We start from the raw sequence: 18,494 nt of genomic DNA, 5'->3' as shown, positions 1-18,494 counted from the left end.
CGCTTACTCCTTGGTGTCCGGCGCGTCGGCATCCTGGTGCTGGCGGTCTTCGGCCACCGCACGTTCGATCAGCGCCGACAGATGCACACCGCGGCTCACGCTTTCATCGAAGTGGAAATGCAGCTGCGGCACGCTGCGCAGCTGCATCGAGCGACCCAGGTGCAGGCGCAGGAAGCTGGCGGCGCTGTTCAAGGCCTTGAGCGACTGCTTGACGGCGTCCGGGGTTTCTTCGCCCATGACGGTGATGAAGACCTTGGCATGGCCCAGGTCACGGCTGACGTCGACGGCGGTGATGGTCACCAGGCCGACACGCGGGTCTTTGACTTCACGGCGGATCAGCTCTGCCAGCTCACGCTGCATCTGATCACCGATACGTTGGGTACGGCTGTATTCTTTTGCCATTCTTGCTACCTGTATCTTAAAGCGGCAAACGCCCGGTCAAGCTCGAAGCCTGACCGGGCGCTACCTTCAGAGGTTCAGGCAACCGCCCTGGGGCGGGGCCTGCACCACGCTCGGCCCTTACAGGGTACGAGCCACCTGGACTTTCTCGAACACTTCGATCTTGTCGCCGACCTTGACGTCGTTGTAGCTCTTGACGCCAATACCGCACTCCATGCCGTTGCGTACTTCGGACGCATCGTCCTTGAAGCGACGCAGCGATTCCAGCTCGCCTTCGAAGATCACCACGTCGTCGCGCAGAACGCGGATCGGACGGTTGCGGTACACGGTACCCTCGATGACCATACAGCCAGCGATGGCGCCGAACTTCGGCGAACGGAACACGTCACGGACTTCGGCGACACCCAGGATGTTCTCGCGAACATCGCTGCCGAGCATGCCGGTCAGGGCCTTCTTGACGTCTTCGATGATGTCGTAGATCACGTTGTAGTAACGCATATCCAGACCTTCCTGCTCGACGATCTTGCGCGCGCCGGCATCGGCACGCACGTTGAAGCCGAACAGTACAGCGTTGGACGCCAGCGCCAGGTTGGCATCGCTTTCGGTGATACCACCGACGCCGCCACCGATGACGCGAACCTGAACTTCGTCGTTGCCCAGGCCGCCGAGCGAACCTTGCAGCGCCTCGAGGGAGCCGCGCACGTCGGTCTTGAGGACGATGTTGAGGGTCTTCTTCTCTTCCTGACCCATGGTCTCGAAGATGTTTTCCAGCTTGCCGGCGTGAGCACGGGCCAGCTTGACCTCGCGGAACTTGCCTTGACGGAACAGCGCAACTTCACGCGCTTTCTTCTCGTCGGCAACCACCGACATCTCTTCGCCAGCGTCGGGCGTGCCGTCCAGGCCGAGGATCTCGACCGGGATCGACGGGCCGGCTTCCTTCACAGGCTTGCCGTTCTCGTCGAGCATGGCACGCACGCGGCCATAGTTGGAGCCGACCAGGACCATGTCGCCCTGACGCAGGGTACCGTCCTGAACCAGGATGGTCGCCACCGGGCCACGGCCCTTGTCCAGACGCGACTCGACCACGACACCACGACCAGGTGCGGTCGGGGTGGCCTTGAGTTCGAGGATCTCGGCCTGCAGCAGGACCGCTTCGAGCAGTTCGTCGACGCCGGTACCCATCTTCGCCGAAACCTTGACGAACGGCGTGTCACCACCCCATTCCTCGGAGGTCACGCCTTCGACGGACAGCTCGTTACGAATGCGGTCGAGGTCTGCGCCTGGCTTGTCGATCTTGTTCACTGCAACGACCAGCGGTACGCCAGCTGCCTTGGCATGCTGCACGGCTTCGCGGGTCTGCGGCATCACGCCGTCGTCCGCCGCCACCACCAGGATGACGATGTCAGTCGCCTTGGCACCACGGGCGCGCATTTGCGTGAACGCAGCGTGGCCAGGGGTGTCGAGGAAGGTAACCATGCCACGGTCGGTTTCGACGTGGTAGGCACCGATGTGCTGGGTGATACCACCGGCCTCGCCAGCAGCAACCTTGGCACGACGGATGTAGTCGAGCAGCGAGGTCTTGCCGTGGTCGACGTGGCCCATGACGGTCACGACCGGCGCACGCGAAGTGGTCTCGCCTTCGAACTTCAGCGATTCGGCCAGGGAGTCTTCCAGGGCGGTGTCGCTGATGAGGGTGACCTTGTGGCCCAGCTCTTCTGCTACCAGCTGAGCGGTTTCCTGGTCGAGCACCTGGTTGATGGTGACCGGAGTACCCATCTTGAACATGAACTTGACCACTTCAGCGCCCTTGACGGACATCTGGTTGGCCAGATCGGAGACCGTGATGGTCTCGCCGATCGCCACGTCACGGATAACCGGACCAGTCGGGCTCTGGAAGCCATGCGCATTGCGCTTCTTGCCTTTACCCTTGCCACCGCGGCGACGGAAACCATCGCTTTCTTCATCGGTGGTACGCGGCGCGGCGCGCGGAGTCGGAGCCTTTTCCTTCTCCTTGACCTTGACCTTGACCGACATGCGCGGCGCTTCGCCACGGCCGGCGGTAGCCTGGCCACCACCGCGACGATCGTCATCACGGGTGCGGCTTTCGTTACGACGGGTCTCGTCCTTCTTGCGCTCGGCAGCACGCGCGGCGGCGTCTTCGGACACCGGTGCGTTGGCCACTACCGGGGCAGCGGCTGGCGCAGGCTCGGCCTTGGGCGCTGGCGCGGCGGCCGGAGCCTCGGCGGCCTGACGGCGTGCCTGCTCCTCGTTGCGCTGGCGAACTTCGGCTTCAACCTTCTCGCGCGCGGCGTTTTCCGCGGCGCGACGCTCTTCCTGCTCGCGTTTCTGCTCAGCCTGGATTTCTTCCGGGCTGCGCTGCACGAAGACTTTCTTCTTGCGTACTTCTACGCTGATGCTCTTGCTACCGGCGACACGCAGAGTGCTGGTGGTCTTGCGCTGCAAGGTAATCTTGCGCGGCTCTTCCGCCTTGCTCTTGTGGCTGCTCTTCAAATGAGTCAGCAGGGTCTGCTTCTCATTGTCGGTCACTACCTGACCGGCGTCGGTGTGCGGCAGACCTGCCTCACGCATCTGCTGCAGCAGGCGCTCTACCGGTGCCTCGACCTCTTGGGCCAGTTCTTTCACCGTGACTTGCGTCATGCACTTCTCTCCTCAGGCCGCGCCTAATTACTCGAACCAGTGGGCTCGGGCGGCCATGATCAACTTGCCGGCACGCTCTTCGTCGATGCCGTCGATGTCGAGCAGGTCGTCGATCGACTGCTCGGCCAGGTCTTCGCGGTTAACCACGCCGCGCACCGCCAGTTCCGCCGCCAGGTCCTTGTCCATGCCCTCGAGGGAGAGCAGGTCTTCGGCCGGATGGGCGTCTGCCAGTTTTTCTTCGGTAGCGATGGCCTTGGTCAACAAACGGTCCTTGGCTCGAGCGCGGAGCTCATTGACGATTTCCTCGTCAAAGCCATCGATGTTGAGCATTTCTTCCAACGGTACGTAGGCAATTTCTTCGAGGCTGGTAAAGCCTTCGTCGACCAGCACTTGTGCCAGCTCCTCGTCGACTTCCAGTTCCTCGACAAAATTACGCAGGATGTCGCCGGTTTCAGCTTGCTGCTTGGCCTGGATGTCCTTCTCGGTCATCACGTTCAGGGTCCAGGCGGTCAGCTGGCTGGCCAGGCGGACGTTCTGGCCACCACGGCCAATCGCCTGGGCCAGGTTGTCCTCGGCAACGGCGATATCCATCGCATGGGCGTCCTCGTCAACGATGATCGCGGCAACCTCTGCCGGCGACATGGCGTTGATGACGAACTGCGCCGGGTTCTCGTCCCAGAGGACGATATCCACACGCTCGCCACCCAGCTCGCCGGATACGGCCTGGACGCGCGAACCACGCATGCCGATACAGGCACCCTGCGGGTCGATGCGCTTGTCCTTGGAGCGGACGGCGATCTTGGCACGCGAACCCGGATCACGGGAGGCGGCCATGACTTCGATGAGGCCTTCGGCGATTTCCGGCACTTCGATGCGGAACAGCTCGATCAGCATCTGCGGCGCGGTGCGCGACAGGATCAGCTGAGGGCCGCGGTTCTCGGTGCGGATTTCCTTGAGCAGCGCACGCAGGCGCACGCCGACACGGAAGGTCTCACGGGGAATGATGTCTTCGCGCGCCAGCAGCGCCTCGGCATTGTTGCCCAGGTCGACGATGACGTTGTCGCGGGTGACCTTCTTGACGGTACCGGAGATGATCTCGCCCACGCGCTCGCGGTAGGCATCGACCACCTGGGCGCGCTCGGCCTCGCGGACCTTCTGCACGATGACCTGCTTGGCGGTCTGCGCGGCGATGCGACCGAACTCGATCGACTCGATCTTCTCTTCGATCACGTCACCGATCTTGGCATCCGGGTGCGTGTCCTGGATCTTTTCCAGCCAGGTCTCGATCGCCGGATCGTCCAGGTCGTTTTCGTCGACCACGGTCCAGCGGCGGAAGGTCTCGTAGCTACCGGTGTGGCGGTTGATTTCCACACGCAGGTCGACTTCGTCCTCAAAACGTTTTTTGGTTGCAGTGGCCAGGGCCACTTCCAGCGCTTCGAAAATGACGCCTGGCGGTACACCTTTCTCGTTGGATACCGATTCAACAACCAGCAGTACTTCTTTGCTCATCGTACGCCTCGCCTTGCGCAAGCCATTGGCCCCGGAACATCCGCCGGGCCCGGCACGTCTCAGTCAAAACTGGGAATAATATTGGCCTTGTCGATCGAGTCGATCGGCAACAGGAACTCGTGCTGGTCCACCTGCACCACCACATCCTGTTCCTCCACACCGCGGAGAAGGCCCTGGAAGTTACGACGGCCCTCGAAGGGCGTACGCAGCTTGATCTTCACCTGCTCGCCGGCATGCGCTGCAAACTGTTCTAGGGTGAACAGCGGGCGGTCCATGCCTGGAGAGGACACCTCGAGGGTATATTCAGAGCTGATCGGATCTTCCACATCGAGGATGGCGCTGGCCTGACGGCTGACGGCTTCGCAGTCTTCCACCAGGATGCCGCCTTCCTTGTCGATATAGATACGCAGTACCGAATGCTTGCCTTGGGAGACGTATTCGATCCCCCAGCATTGGTAGCCCAGGCCCTCGACAACCGGGGCCAACAAGGCCTGCAACTGTTCTAGCTTGCTCGACACCTGAACCCCCTCGTGCATGCTGTGCAAATAAAAAATGGGCGAAGCGCCCATCCCTGAAAGCGCCGTTGGACAACGACGCCTAAAACTGTTCGGCTAGCAAAAAGCCCCTGAAAAGGGGCTCTGCTGAAGCTGGTTGCGGGGGCTGGATTTGAACCAACGACCTTCGGGTTATGAGCCCGACGAGCTACCAAGCTGCTCCACCCCGCGACAAAGCTGGGGCGAAAGTATAAGACTGAACCCTTTGCTGGGTCAATCCGACCTCCACCTGCAAGAAAGCCCGCTAAAGCGGGCTCTCATGCTTCAATTGGTACCGAGAAGGGGACTCGAACCCCTACACCCTATGGGCACAACCACCTCAAGGTTGCGTGTCTACCAATTCCACCACCTCGGCAATACTACATTTGAAACCCGTTACTGCTGCTCTTTGGCTGGAGGAGGTACATCACCAGAGTTGGTGGTTTCGCTCTTCTGCTGCTGGAGCACCGGTACATCATCATTGACTGCCGGCTTTTGCTCTTTGACTTCCAGCACTGCTGGATCTGGCAGACCAGCTTGAGTCAGCTGGTGTGCTTGCTGCTTGGCGAAGTATCCTAACCCAAGTGCAGTCAAAAAGAAAGTGGCGGCAAGTATAGCAGTAACTTTACTCAAAAAGGTAGCGGAACCTTGGCTTCCGAACACAGTATTTGAAGCACCTGCGCCGAAAGATGCACCTGCTTCCGCACCTTTACCCTGCTGCAACAACACCATGACTACCAGTGACAGTGCTGCCAACAGATGAAAAACAACTACGACTGTTTCCAGCATTTTTCAGTTTCCTGCGGCGCGACAAATTGCACCGAATTCGTCTGCATTCAGGGACGCTCCACCAATGAGCCCCCCATCGATATCCGGCATGCCGAACAGTTCGGCCGCATTAGCCGCCTTCACGCTGCCGCCGTAGAGAAGCTGCACCTTACGGGCAACTTCGGCGTCCTTTTCCGCCAACTGCTTGCGGATGGCTGCATGCACATCCTGGGCTTGCTGGGGCGAGGCCGTCAAACCTGTACCAATGGCCCATACAGGCTCATAGGCAATTACTGCATTGGCAAAAGCGGCGATACCGAACGCGTCGATCACACTGCTTAGTTGACGCCCTACAACTTCGAGCGTCTTGCCTGCTTCACGCTCGGCGAGAGTTTCCCCTACACAGAGCACTGGCGTCAAACCACTTTTCTGTGCGGCTGCAAACTTTTGATTCAGCACTTCGTCACTTTCACCGATAATCTGGCGACGCTCCGAATGGCCGATCAACACCAACTTGCAACCGACTTCTGACAACTGACTCGGTGCAACTTCACCGGTCAGTGCACCCTGTTCGGGCTGTACCGCAGAATTCTGTGCTCCAACGATGATCCCCTTGCCTTTCAGCCCATCAACAACTTCATTGATGAACAGGGCCGGTGGAAACACCGCGACTTCGATACCGTCGGGAATGAGCATTTTGCCCAACCCCTGAGTCAGCTCAGCGACGCTGGCGCGGGTACCGTGCATCTTCCAGTTACCAGCTACCATGGGGCGACGCATGCTTTACCTCGTCGGTCAAAGTGGGCGCAGATCTTACCCAACCCGATCTGCGCTGGCAAGCCTCTTTCAGGCACAAACTTCTTCAACGAGCTTGGCCAGGGCTTCGGCATGGCCACGCACCTGGGTTTCGTCGTCACCCTCTACCATCACCCGCACCAGAGGCTCGGTACCCGACTTGCGCAGCAGCACGCGGCCGCGACCGGCCATGGCCTCGGTCGCCTTGGCGCTGGCCTCTTTGACCAACGGGTTTTCCAGGGGATCGCTCTTGCCCGCGGCGAACCGCACATTGATCAGCACCTGAGGGCACTTGCGCACCGCCTGGCGGGCCTGGGCGAGGTTCTCGCCACGGCGCTTGAGCGCCATCAGCACCTGCAGCGCGGCGATGATCGCGTCTCCCGTGGTGGTGTGGCTGCCGCAGACGACATGCCCGGAATTTTCGCCACCCAGCAGCCATTCGCGCTCGAGCAGCTCGGCCATCACGTAGCGATCACCAACCTTGGCGCGCACGAACGGAATATCAAGCTCCTTGAACGCCAACTCCAGGCCCAGGTTGCTCATCAACGTACCGACCACGCCGCCTTGCAGCTTGCCGCGCTCCTGCATGTCGCGACCGATGATGAACAGCAGCTCGTCGCCATCGACGATGGTGCCGGTATGATCGACCATCAACACACGGTCACCGTCGCCGTCGAAGGCGATGCCGATGTCCGCATGTCCGACCAGCACCGCGGCCTGCAGCGACTCGATATGGGTCGAGCCACAGCCCTCGTTGATGTTCAGGCCGTCTGGCGCCGCGTGCAGCACCGTGACTTCGGCGCCGAGCTCACGGAACACGCTCGGTGCCACCTTGTAGGTGGCACCATGCGCGCAGTCCACCACGATCTTGAGGCCTTCGAAACTGGTGCTGCTGGGCACGCTGCTCTTGCAGAACTCGATATAGCGCCCCGCCGCGTCGTTGATGCGCGAAACCTTGCCCAGCTTGCTGGACTCGACCACGGTCATCGGCTGGTCGAGCAGTTCCTCGATCATCAGCTCGACTTCGTCCGGCAGCTTGGTACCGGCGCCGGAGAAGAACTTGATGCCGTTGTCGTCGTGCGGATTGTGCGAGGCGCTGATGACGATACCCGCTTCGGCATGGAAGGTGCGGGTCAGGTAGGCGATGGCAGGCGTCGGCATCGGCCCGAGCAGCATCACGTCGGCGCCGGCCGCGGACAGGCCTGCCTCCAGCGCGGACTCGAACATGTAGCCCGAGATACGCGTGTCCTTGCCGACCAGCACACGGCAATTGCCCTGCTTGCGGAAGGCCATACCCGCCGCCCAGCCGAGTTTCAGCATGAAGTCCGGGGTGATGGGGAACTGGCCAACGCGACCACGGATACCATCGGTACCAAAGTATTTTCTGCTCATAGTGACTCCAATGTTCTTATTCGGCGCTCTGCACGGCCGCGATCATGCGCACCACGTCGACGGTTTCCGCCACGTCATGCACCCGCAGGATGCTCGCACCCTTGGTCATGGCCAATGCCGCCAGCGCCAGGCTACCGTACAGGCGCTCACCGACGGGGCGGTCCAGCGCGAGGCCGATCATGCTCTTGCGCGAAACGCCTACCAGGAGCGGCCTGCCGAGGCGATAGAGCGCTTCCATGTGTTTGAAAAGGCTGAGGTTGTGCTCGAGGGTCTTGGCAAAGCCGAACCCCGGGTCGAGGATGATGCGCTCAGCCCCGATGCCTGCCGCCGCGCAGGCGACCATACGCTGTTCAAGATAGCGCGTAACATCGGCTGTCACATCTTCGTACTGTGGATTGTCCTGCATGTTGCCCGGCTCACCGCGCATGTGCATGAGACACACCGGCAAGCCGGTGTCCGCCGCCGCATCAAGCGCACCGTCGCGCTCCAGGGCGCGCACGTCGTTGATCAAGCCAGCACCGAGGCGTGCGGATTCGCGCATGACCGCAGGCGTCGAGGTATCGACCGAGATGACCACGTCGAGCCGGCTGTTGATCGCTTCGACGATCGGCGCCACGCGCTCCAGCTCCTCGGTAGGCGAAACGGCGCGGGCACCCGGACGGGTGGACTCGCCCCCCACATCGATCAGGGTCGCTCCGGCCGCCACCATCTCCTCGGCATGACGCAGGGCCGCATCGCGCTGGCTGAAGCGCCCACCATCGGAGAACGAGTCTGGAGTGACATTGAGGATACCCATGACATGGGTACGGGACAAATCAAGAACCCGGTTGCCGCAAGGCAACCGGGTCGGGTACTGCTTAGAGCTCATAGGTGCCCTTAGTGTTGAGCCGCTGGACCGCCGATCGGCGACTCCGGACGATCATCCTGGGAAGCCTGCTTGCCAGAGGTCCCGGCATCGTTGTCCCAGTCACGTGGCTCACGCGGAGTGCGGCCAGCCATGATGTCGTCGATCTGGTCGGCATCGATGGTTTCGTACTTCATCAAGGCCTCGGCCATGGCGTCGAGCTTGTCGCGATTGTCGGTGAGGATCTGCTTGGCCGTGGCATAGCACTGGTCGATGATGCTGCGCACTTCGGAGTCGATCATCTTCGCCGTTTCACCGGAAACGCTGGCATGCTGGCTACCCGCGCTGCGGCCGAGGAACACCTCGCCCTCTTCTTCGGCGTACATCAGCGGCCCGAGTTTTTCGGACAGGCCCCACTTGGTGACCATGTTCCGGGCAATCTGGCTCGCACGCATGATGTCGTTGGAGGCGCCAGTGGTCACACCATCGAAGCCCAGGGTCATCTCTTCAGCGATACGACCACCGTAAAGCGAGCAGATCTGGCTGATCAGCGCACGCTTGGACAGGCTGTAACGGTCTTCTTCCGGCAGGAACATGGTCACACCCAGGGCACGACCACGCGGAATGATCGACACCTTGTACACCGGATCATGCTCGGGGACGACACGGCCGACGATGGCATGGCCAGCTTCGTGGTAAGCGGTGTTCTGCTTCTCTTTCTCGGACATGACCATGGTCTTGCGCTCGGCGCCCATCATGATCTTGTCCTTGGCCAGCTCGAACTCCTTCATCTCGACCACGCGCTTGCTGGAACGGGCAGCGAACAGCGACGCCTCGTTGACCAGGTTGGCCAGGTCGGCACCGGAGAAGCCAGGGGTACCGCGGGCGATGACCGCCGCGTTGACGTTCTCGCCGATTGGCACCTTGCGCATGTGCACTTTGAGGATCTGCTCACGACCACGGATGTCCGGCAGGCCGACCACCACCTGGCGGTCGAAGCGGCCCGGGCGCAGCAGCGCCGGGTCGAGCACGTCGGGACGGTTGGTGGCGGCAATGACGATGATGCCATCGTTCATCTCGAAGCCATCCATTTCGACCAGCAACTGGTTCAGGGTCTGCTCACGCTCGTCGTGACCGCCGCCCATGCCGGCGCCACGGTGGCGGCCGACGGCGTCGATCTCGTCGATGAAGATGATGCAAGGTGCGTGTTTCTTGGCCTGCTCGAACATGTCGCGCACGCGGCTGGCACCCACGCCGACGAACATCTCGACGAAGTCGGAACCGGAAATGGTGAAGAACGGCACCTTGGCTTCGCCGGCGATGGCCTTGGCCAGCAGGGTCTTACCGGTACCGGGCGGGCCAACCATCAGCACACCGCGGGGGATGCGGCCACCCAAGCGCTGGAACTTGCCCGGGTCACGCAGGAACTCGACCAGCTCGCCAACTTCTTCCTTGGCCTCGTCGCAACCGGCAACGTCAGCCAGGGTAGTCTTGACCTGATCTTCGGACAGCAGGCGCGCCTTGCTCTTGCCGAAGCTCATCGGGCCGCCTTTACCACCGGCACCGCCCTGCATCTGGCGCATAAAGAACATGAACACGGCGATGATCACCAGGATCGGGAAGCTGGCCACCAGCAACTGGGTCCAGATGCTCTGCTGCTCTGGCTGCTTGCCTTCGACGGTGACGTGGTTATCCACCAGGTCGCCGATCAGGCCGTTATCGGTGATGGCCGGGCGGACGGTCTTGAAGTTGTCGCCGTCGGTGCGCTTGCCGGTAATGATGTAGCCGTCGACGGTCACGCGCTCGACCTTGCCATCCTTGACCTGCTGGATGAAGTCGGAATAGTTGAGGGTCTGCGGCTCGTTAGGGCTCGAGAAGTTGTTCATCACCGTCACCAGGACGGCGGCGATGATCAACCAGAGGATCAGATTCTTTGCCATGTCGTTCAATTCGCTACCCTCTGAGGCCGGCGCACGACGCAGCCGTGCCTCGCATGATATTCATCGCCCTAACTTACTACATTACCCACGCATCCGCAGGCACCGTCTGTAACCCTTTGTGAAAGCTAGACTACACGAAGTTCGGACGATCCAGACGGAGCCGCCGATTGGAAATAACTATCGGCAACCCCGCAGCACGCCTTTCACGCTCCCTTGAAACCCTTGCCCAACAGGTACTGTTCGCGGGAGCGATCCCGCGAGGACGACGGCTTGCGCATCTGCACCTTGTCGAACTTGCTGCGCACGTCCTTCAGGTACATGTCGAAACCCTCACCCTGGAAGATCTTGATCAGGAAATCCCCGCCGGGCTTGAGCACGCGGGTCGCCAGATCCAGGGCCAGTTCACAGAGGAACATGGCGCGCGGCATGTCCACCGCGGGCGTACCACTCATATTGGGGGCCATATCGGAAATCACAAGGTCTACGTGCGAATCACCGACCGCCTGCAGGATCTGCTGCAGCACTTCGTCCTGGGTAAAGTCGCCCTGGATGAAGGTAACATCCGGGATCGAGTCCATTTCCAGGATGTCCGAGGCGATCAACCGCCCTTGGCCACCAATCAGACGACTGGTCACCTGCGACCAGCCCCCTGGCGCTGCGCCGAGGTCGATCACGCTCATGCCGGGGCGGATCAGGCGGTCTTTTTCCTGGATCTCCAGCAGTTTGTAGCTCGCACGCGAGCGGTAGCCATCCTTCTGCGCCTGTTTCACAAAAGGATCGTTGAAATGCTCTCGCAGCCAGTTTGCGCTGCTTTTGGAACGTTGTACCACGGGGCACCTCGATGATATGCGTCGTGTTTGACTGGGCGGAGCCAGGGGCCCTCGGGTAAAATGCCCGTCAATTTTACAGAATCAGACGAAAAGGGTCAGATTATGCCGCTCAATAACGAGCAGAAGAAGCAATACAAGTCCATTGGTCATGACCTGAAGCCGGTCCTGATCGTTGCTGGCAACGGTGTGAACGAAGGCGTCGCCGCCGAACTGGAGCGCGCCCTGGCCGATCACGAGCTGATCAAGGTCGAAATCCGTTCGGAAGACCGTGAAGAGCGCGCCGCCGCGATCGCCGAACTGTGCAAGGTCGGCCGCGCCGAGCTGGTGCAGACCATCGGCAAGAAGGCGCTGATCTACCGCAAGAACCCACAGCCGAACAAGCAGCTGTCCAACATCCACCGCTTCAAGTAACGGTGGCGCCGATCAGTGGCGCGCCTTGCGCGCCCTGACCGGAACCGGCTGGGCCACCAGCACGATGCCGGAAAAACCCAGCACCAAAAAGCAGAACATCTGCCAGCGTTCGCCCACGGAGATCCCGTAGCGCAGAGTGTAGTAGCTGACGCAGGCAGCGAAGCCGAGCAACAGCATCTGGCCGCGAAATTGCCGCCACCAGGCCGCCAGGCCATCCACCCTCGCCAATACAGCCAGCTGGGTCAACAGCCCGAGCATTGCCACGCCGATCAACCAGCGGTCGATCTGTGCAGCAATGTCGTGCACCAGCAACGGCGCCAGGCCACTGACTTTCAGCGCCGGCACCAGCCCCACGTGGAACACCCACAGGCCGCCGACCCAGAAAACCTGGGCCAGCTGCCAGAGAATCCCCTCGAGGGATGGCGCCCGCAGGCGCCGGTCAGATGTGCTTGACTTCGACAATCTCGTACTCGACCGTACCGTTCGGCGTCTTCACGACCACCGTGTCACCTTCTTCCTTGCCAATGATGGCACGGGCGATAGGTGCACCGCTGGAAAGCTTGCCTTTCTTCACGTCGGCTTCATCTTCGCCAACGATCTGGTAAGTCACCTGATCGCCGGTTTCAGTGTTCTCCAGATCGACAGTGGTGCCGAAGATGACCTTGCCGGTGTGGGCAATGGTGGTCACGTCGATCACCACCGAGTTCTGCAGGCGGCCTTCGATATCGCGAATACGCGCCTCGACCATGCCCTGCTCCTCACGGGCGGCATGGTATTCGGCGTTTTCCTTGAGGTCACCCAGCTCGCGGGCCTCACCGATAGCCTGGCTCAGGCGCGGGCGCTCGGTCTTGCTCAGGAACAGATGCTCTTCTTCCAGGGCGCGAGCGCCCTGGACGGTCATCGGATACTTGGTAATGCTCATGCTTTGAGTCCTGCATGCAGATCCTGCAGGCGACGAACGGTCTTTTCCGGACCGAATTTCAGCGCCTCGCAGATGGCTTCACCGGCCGCAATGGTGGTGGTGCAGTAAATCTTGTGCTGCAGCGCATTGCGACGAATCGAGTAGGAGTCGGCGATCGACTGGCGGCCTTCGGTGGTGTTGATGATCAGCGACACTTCGTCGTTCTTGATCATGTCGACCACGTGCGGGCGACCCTCGGTCACCTTGTTCACACGGCGCACTTTCAGGCCGGCCGCTTCGATAACCTTGGCGGTGCCTGCAGTTGCAACCACTTCGAAGCCCAGGGCGATCAGGTCGCGGGCAACGCCAGCCACTTGTGGCTTGTCGTCGTCGCGCACGCTGATGAACGCGGTACCGCCGGTCGGCAGTACTTCGCTGGCGCCCATCTGGGCCTTGGCGAAGGCTTCACCGAAGCTGTCGCCGACACCCATGACTTCACCGGTGGATTTCATCTCAGGGCCGAGGATCGGGTCAACCCCCGGGAACTTGGCGAACGGGAAGACGGCTTCCTTGACGCTGTAGAAGTTCGGGATGATTTCCTGGGTGAAGCCCAGTTCTTTCAGGGTTTTGCCTGCCATGACGCGTGCGGCGATCATCGCCAGCGAGGTGCCGATGCACTTGGACACAAACGGCACGGTACGCGAGGCGCGCGGGTTGACCTCGATCACGTAGATCTTGTCACCCTGCAGGGCCAGCTGCACGTTCATCAGGCCGACCACGCCCAGTTCCAGGGCCATTTTCTTGACCTGCACGCGGACTTCGTCCTGCACTTCCTTGCTCAGCGAGTAAGGTGGCAGCGAGCACGCCGAGTCACCGGAGTGAACGCCGGCCTGCTCGATGTGCTGCATGATCGCGCCGATCACCACGTCGGTGCCGTCGCAGACCGCATCCACATCCATCTCGATGGCGCAGTTGAGGAAGTGATCGAGCAGCACCGGGCTGTCGTTGGACACTTGCACCGCTTCACGCAGGTAGCGCTTGAGTTCGTCCAGCTCGTAGACGATCTCCATCGCACGGCCGCCCAGTACGTAGGACGGACGCACCACCAGCGGGTAGCCGATAGTGCCGGCCGCCTTGATGGCTTCGTCTTCGCTGCGCACGGTGGCGTTTGGCGGCTGCAGCAGGTTCAGGCGCTGAACCATTTGCTGGAAACGCTCGCGGTCTTCGGCGCGGTCGATGGCGTCCGGGCTGGTACCGATGATCGGCACGCCGGCTTCTTCCAGGGCACGGGCCAGTTTCAGCGGGGTCTGGCCGCCGTAGTGGACGATGACGCCCTTCGGCTTCTCGACGCGGCAGACTTCCAGCACGTCTTCCAGGGTCAGCGGCTCGAAGTACAGACGGTCGGAGGTGTCGTAGTCGGTGGAGACGGTTTCCGGGTTGCAGTTGACCATGATGGTCTCGTAACCGTCTTCACGCAGTGCCAGCGCTGCGTGCACGCAGCAGTAGTCGAACTCGATGCCTTGACCGATACGGTTCGGGCCACCGCCCAGGATCATGATCTTGTCGCGGGTCGACGGGTTGGCCTCGCACTCTTCCTCGTAGGTCGAGTACAGGTAGGCGGTGTCGGTGGCGAACTCGGCGGCGCAGGTGTCGACGCGCTTGTACACCGGGAACACTTCCAGCTTGTGGCGGTGACGGCGCAGGTTCTTGTCGGTGATGCCGAGCAGCTTGGCCAGGCGCTGGTCCGAGAAGCCCTTGCGCTTGAGGCGCAGCATGTAGTCCTTGTCGATCGCCGACAGGGCCAGGGTCTTGACCTTCTCTTCTTCCTTGATCAGGTCTTCCATCTGCACCAGGAACCACAGGTCGATGCCGGTCAGCTGGAAGATTTCCTCGATGGTCATGCCCGAACGCATGGCGTCGGCCACGTACCAGATACGCTCGGCACCCGGCACGGTCAGTTCGCGCTTGAGGATGCTGGCGGCTTCCGGGTTGGCCAGGTCGACTTTCGGGTCGAGACCGCAGGCGCCGACTTCCAGGCCACGCAGGGCTTTCTGCAGGGATTCCTGGAAGGTACGGCCGATGGCCATGACTTCACCGACGGATTTCATCTGGGTGGTCAGGCGGGCGTCGGCCTTGGGGAATTTCTCGAAGGCGAAGCGTGGCAGCTTGGTGACGACGTAGTCGATCGACGGTTCGAAGGACGCCGGGGTACGGCCGCCGGTGATGTCGTTCTGCAGTTCGTCGAGGGTGTAGCCGATGGCCAGCTTGGCGGCGATCTTGGCGATCGGGAAGCCGGTGGCCTTGGAGGCCAGGGCGGACGAACGCGAAACACGCGGGTTCATCTCGATCACGACCATGCGGCCGGTGTCCGGGCAGATGCCGAACTGCACGTTGGAACCACCGGTTTCGACACCGATTTCACGCAGCACCGCCAGCGAGGCGTTGCGCATGATCTGATATTCCTTGTCGGTCAGGGTCTGTGCCGGAGCCACGGTGATCGAGTCACCGGTGTGCACGCCCATCGGGTCGAAGTTTTCGATGGAGCAGACGATGATGCAGTTGTCCTTCTTGTCGCGGACCACCTCCATCTCGTATTCCTTCCAGCCGATCAGCGATTCGTCGATCAGCAGTTCCTTGGTCGGCGACAGGTCCAGACCACGGGTGCAGATTTCTTCGAACTCTTCACGGTTGTAGGCAATGCCGCCACCGGTGCCGCCCATGGTGAAGGACGGGCGGATGATGCATGGGAAGCCGAGCTTCTCGAGGACCGCATTGGCCTCTTCCATGCTGTGGGCGATACCCGAGCGCGGGCACTCAAGGCCGATGTCCTTCATGGCCTTGTCGAAGCGCGAGCGGTCTTCGGCCTTGTCGATGGTGTCGGCGTTGGCACCGATCATCTCCACGCCGAACTTTTCCAGAACGCCATGGCGCTCCAGGTCCAGGGCGCAGTTCAGCGCGGTCTGGCCACCCATGGTCGGCAGGACGGCGTCCGGGCGCTCTTTCTCGATGATCTTGGCCACCGATTGCCATTTGATCGGCTCGATATAGGTGGCGTCGGCCATGGCCGGGTCGGTCATGATGGTGGCTGGGTTGGAGTTCACCAGGATGACGCGGAAACCTTCCTCGCGCAGGGCCTTGCAGGCCTGGGCGCCGGAATAGTCGAACTCACAGGCCTGGCCGATCACGATCGGGCCAGCGCCGAGAATCAGGATGCTTTTGATGTCTGTACGTTTTGGCATGGTGGTCACTCAAATCCGGGGTCAGTCGGCAAGCCGCTTTGAACAATCTGGGTCAGGCGCTTCCGGGCGCGGCACAAGCCGGCCCGGGGCCTTGAAGCAGGATGCTCAGCGGCGCTTGGCCATGGCATCGGTGAAACGATCGAACAGTGGCGCGACGTCGGTCGGGCCCGGGCTCGCTTCAGGGTGGCCCTGGAAGCTGAACGCGCTCTTGTCGGTGCGCTCGATACCCTGCAGGGTGCCGTCGAACAGCGACTTGTGGATGGCGCGTACGTTAGCCGGCAAGGTGGCTTCGTCGACGGCAAAGCCGTGGTTCTGGCTGGTGATCATGACCACGCCGGTGTCCAGGTCCTGGACCGGGTGGTTGGCACCGTGGTGGCCATGACCCATCTTCACGGTCTTGGCGCCGGAGGCCAGGGCCAACAGTTGGTGGCCGAGGCAGATGCCGAAGACCGGAATCTCGGTTTCGAGGATTTCCTTGATCGCCTGGATGGCGTAGTCGCATGGCTCCGGATCACCAGGGCCGTTGGACAGAAACACACCATCGGGGTTGAGCGCGAGCACTTCGCTGGCCGGGGTCTGGGCAGGCACCACGGTCACGCGGCAACCACGCGCGACCAGCATGCGCAGGATGTTCAGCTTGACGCCGTAGTCGAAGGCAACCACGTGGTACGGCAGGTCGGCAGCGTCGATGGTCGGGTGGCTGTCGGTCTTCAGTTCCCACACGCTGGAACGCCACTCGTAGCGCTCCTTGGTGGAGACGACCTTGGCCAGGTCCATGCCCTTCAGGCCTGGGAAGGCGCGGGCAGCGGCGATGGCCTGCTCTTCGGTGATGTTGTCACCGGCGAGGATGCAGCCGTTCTGGGCGCCCTTTTCACGCAGGATACGGGTCAGGCGACGGGTATCGATACCGGCGATGGCGACAACGTTGTTGGCCTTGAGGTACTCAGGCAGCGACTGGGTGTTGCGCCAGTTGCTGGCCAGCAGCGGCAGGTCGCGGATGACCAGGCCGGCGGACCAGACGCGGTTGGATTCGGCGTCTTCCGGAGTGGTGCCGGTATTGCCGATGTGCGGGTAGGTCAGGGTGACGATTTGCTGCGAGTAGGAAGGGTCTGTAAGGATTTCCTGGTAGCCGGTCATAGCGGTGTTGAATACCACCTCGCCAACGGTCTGACCGTCGGCACCAATGGCTTCACCGCGAAAAATACTGCCGTCGGCAAGGGCGAGTATGGCTGGCTTTGTCAAGAAGACCTCCCGTAAATCAAGCATGAAAGGGCGATCGCAGGTTGCAAAAAAGCGGAGTGACGTATGGACACGTCACCCCGCTTTTAAGTGCTGAATTCAATTCGCTGCGCGCTTTTAGTGGACACACTAAAGCTGTAGCTTACAGAAAAGTGCGTTTTCGGTCTACCGTAGATGTGTCTCTAAAACACACCAATGCGACAAGGGGCTGCCAGGCAGCCCCACGGCATCAACGCAGCTCGAGCACGTCCTGCATGTCGTACAGGCCAGGCTCGCGCCCTTCCAGCCACAGCGCGGCGCGCACGGCGCCCTTGGCGAACGTCATGCGGCTGGAGGCCTTGTGGGTGATCTCCAGGCGCTCGCCTTCGGCGGCGAACAGCACGGTGTGGTCACCGACCACATCACCGGCACGCACGGTGGCGAAACCGATGGTCTTGCGATCACGGGCACCGGTCTGGCCTTCACGACCGTAAACCGCTACTTCCTGCAGGTCGCGCCCCAACGCATTGGCAACCACTTCACCCATGCGCAGCGCGGTCCCCGACGGCGCGTCGACCTTGTGCCGGTGATGGGCCTCGATGATCTCGATATCCACATCATCGCCCAGCACCCGGGCCGCCATGTCCAGCAGCTTGAGGCTGAGGTTCACGCCCACGCTGAAGTTCGCGGCGAAGACGATCGGGATCTCCTTGCCCGCCTCCGCCAGCAGCTCTTTTTCTTCCGGCGTGAAACCGGTGGTGCCGATGACCATGGCCTTGCCCGCCTTGCGGCAGAACGCCAGGTTCTTCAGGGTCACCGAAGGATGCGTGAAGTCGATCAGCACATCGAACTCGTCGGCGACCTTGGCCAGGTCATCGCAGATCGGCACGCCGATACGCCCCAGGGCCGCCAGCTCACCGGCATCGGCCCCGACCAGCGAGCTGTCCGGGCGATCGATCGCCGCTGTCAGCCCGGTCTGGGGCGCCTGCTGCTGCACAGCCTCGACGAGGGTCTTGCCCATCCGCCCCGCCGCGCCCATTACCGCAATACGTCGCAT

At 61.7% G+C, this 18,494-nt stretch carries 16 protein-coding genes and 2 tRNA genes; 1 reads left to right on the top strand and 17 read right to left on the bottom strand.

The window, feature by feature from the left end; all coding sequences use genetic code 11:
• Positions 1-3: 3 nt before the first annotated feature.
• From rbfA to rlmE, 12 genes are all read right to left on the bottom strand, one after another.
• The gene (gene rbfA, locus ACODS9_RS11320) at positions 4-402 is read right to left on the bottom strand and encodes a 30S ribosome-binding factor RbfA (RefSeq protein ID WP_023629337.1); all 399 of its coding nucleotides are present in this window, start codon (positions 400-402) and stop codon (positions 4-6) included.
• A gap of 117 nt (positions 403-519) precedes the next feature.
• Positions 520-3,057: a translation initiation factor IF-2 gene (gene infB, locus ACODS9_RS11315; RefSeq protein WP_046854067.1), complete on the bottom strand. Its 2,538-nt coding sequence runs from the start codon at positions 3,055-3,057 to the stop codon at positions 520-522.
• 27 nt (positions 3,058-3,084) lie between these two features.
• Positions 3,085-4,566, bottom strand: a complete 1,482-nt coding sequence (nusA, locus tag ACODS9_RS11310; RefSeq protein WP_038706865.1) for a transcription termination factor NusA — start codon at positions 4,564-4,566, stop codon at positions 3,085-3,087.
• A gap of 59 nt (positions 4,567-4,625) precedes the next feature.
• Positions 4,626-5,084 carry a ribosome maturation factor RimP gene (rimP, locus tag ACODS9_RS11305; RefSeq protein WP_038707604.1) on the bottom strand — a complete coding sequence of 153 codons (459 nt, stop codon included), beginning with the start codon at positions 5,082-5,084 and terminating at the stop codon, positions 4,626-4,628.
• A gap of 130 nt (positions 5,085-5,214) precedes the next feature.
• A tRNA-Met gene (locus ACODS9_RS11300) sits at positions 5,215-5,291 on the bottom strand.
• 98 nt (positions 5,292-5,389) lie between these two features.
• Positions 5,390-5,475 (bottom strand) — tRNA-Leu (locus ACODS9_RS11295).
• Between the two features lie 20 nt (positions 5,476-5,495).
• Entirely contained in the window at positions 5,496-5,888 is a 393-nt protein-coding gene (gene secG / locus ACODS9_RS11290) for a preprotein translocase subunit SecG (RefSeq protein ID WP_046854066.1), read from the bottom strand.
• A gap of 3 nt (positions 5,889-5,891) precedes the next feature.
• Positions 5,892-6,647 (bottom strand): triose-phosphate isomerase, encoded by a 756-nt coding sequence (gene tpiA, locus ACODS9_RS11285; protein ID WP_139673714.1) that lies wholly within the window; start codon positions 6,645-6,647, stop codon positions 5,892-5,894.
• A 66-nt stretch (positions 6,648-6,713) separates the two neighbouring features.
• Positions 6,714-8,054, bottom strand: a complete 1,341-nt coding sequence (gene glmM, locus ACODS9_RS11280; protein ID WP_489093917.1) for a phosphoglucosamine mutase — start codon at positions 8,052-8,054, stop codon at positions 6,714-6,716.
• Between the two features lie 16 nt (positions 8,055-8,070).
• Positions 8,071-8,922, bottom strand: a complete 852-nt coding sequence (gene folP, locus ACODS9_RS11275; RefSeq protein WP_489093916.1) for a dihydropteroate synthase — start codon at positions 8,920-8,922, stop codon at positions 8,071-8,073.
• A gap of 8 nt (positions 8,923-8,930) precedes the next feature.
• Complete coding sequence (gene ftsH, locus ACODS9_RS11270) at positions 8,931-10,838, bottom strand: ATP-dependent zinc metalloprotease FtsH (RefSeq protein WP_038706866.1); 1,908 nt, start codon at positions 10,836-10,838, stop codon at positions 8,931-8,933.
• Between the two features lie 203 nt (positions 10,839-11,041).
• Positions 11,042-11,668 carry a 23S rRNA (uridine(2552)-2'-O)-methyltransferase RlmE gene (rlmE, locus tag ACODS9_RS11265; RefSeq protein ID WP_011532133.1) on the bottom strand — a complete coding sequence of 209 codons (627 nt, stop codon included), beginning with the start codon at positions 11,666-11,668 and terminating at the stop codon, positions 11,042-11,044.
• A 102-nt stretch (positions 11,669-11,770) separates the two neighbouring features.
• Here rlmE and ACODS9_RS11260 point away from each other — a divergent pair, with 102 nt between their 5' ends.
• The gene (locus ACODS9_RS11260) at positions 11,771-12,079 is read left to right on the top strand and encodes a YhbY family RNA-binding protein (protein WP_027595032.1); all 309 of its coding nucleotides are present in this window, start codon (positions 11,771-11,773) and stop codon (positions 12,077-12,079) included.
• 12 nt (positions 12,080-12,091) lie between these two features.
• On the opposite strand, the gene ACODS9_RS11255 is transcribed toward ACODS9_RS11260, so the two are convergent.
• The 5 genes from ACODS9_RS11255 to dapB form a co-directional block, all read right to left on the bottom strand.
• Complete coding sequence (locus ACODS9_RS11255; RefSeq protein WP_082120347.1) at positions 12,092-12,541, bottom strand: MFS transporter; 450 nt, start codon at positions 12,539-12,541, stop codon at positions 12,092-12,094.
• A complete protein-coding gene (gene greA, locus ACODS9_RS11250; protein ID WP_082120346.1) occupies positions 12,519-13,001 on the bottom strand; it encodes a transcription elongation factor GreA in 483 nt (160 codons plus the stop codon). Before greA ends, ACODS9_RS11255 begins: the two co-directional genes overlap by 23 nt.
• Complete coding sequence (carB, locus tag ACODS9_RS11245; RefSeq protein WP_489093915.1) at positions 12,998-16,219, bottom strand: carbamoyl-phosphate synthase large subunit; 3,222 nt, start codon at positions 16,217-16,219, stop codon at positions 12,998-13,000. The genes greA and carB overlap by 4 nt, the downstream gene beginning before the upstream one ends.
• Positions 16,220-16,324: 105 nt before the next feature.
• The gene (gene carA / locus ACODS9_RS11240; protein ID WP_023629348.1) at positions 16,325-17,461 is read right to left on the bottom strand and encodes a glutamine-hydrolyzing carbamoyl-phosphate synthase small subunit; all 1,137 of its coding nucleotides are present in this window, start codon (positions 17,459-17,461) and stop codon (positions 16,325-16,327) included.
• Positions 17,462-17,687: 226 nt separating this feature from the next.
• On the bottom strand, positions 17,688-18,494 hold the full coding sequence (gene dapB / locus ACODS9_RS11235; RefSeq protein ID WP_038706867.1) for a 4-hydroxy-tetrahydrodipicolinate reductase: 807 nt from the start codon (positions 18,492-18,494) through the stop codon (positions 17,688-17,690).

This window comes from Pseudomonas sp. FG36 (genome assembly GCF_057809275.1).
Note: the sequence above shows the minus strand (reverse complement) of the source record. Positions and strands in the feature narration are given on the sequence as shown.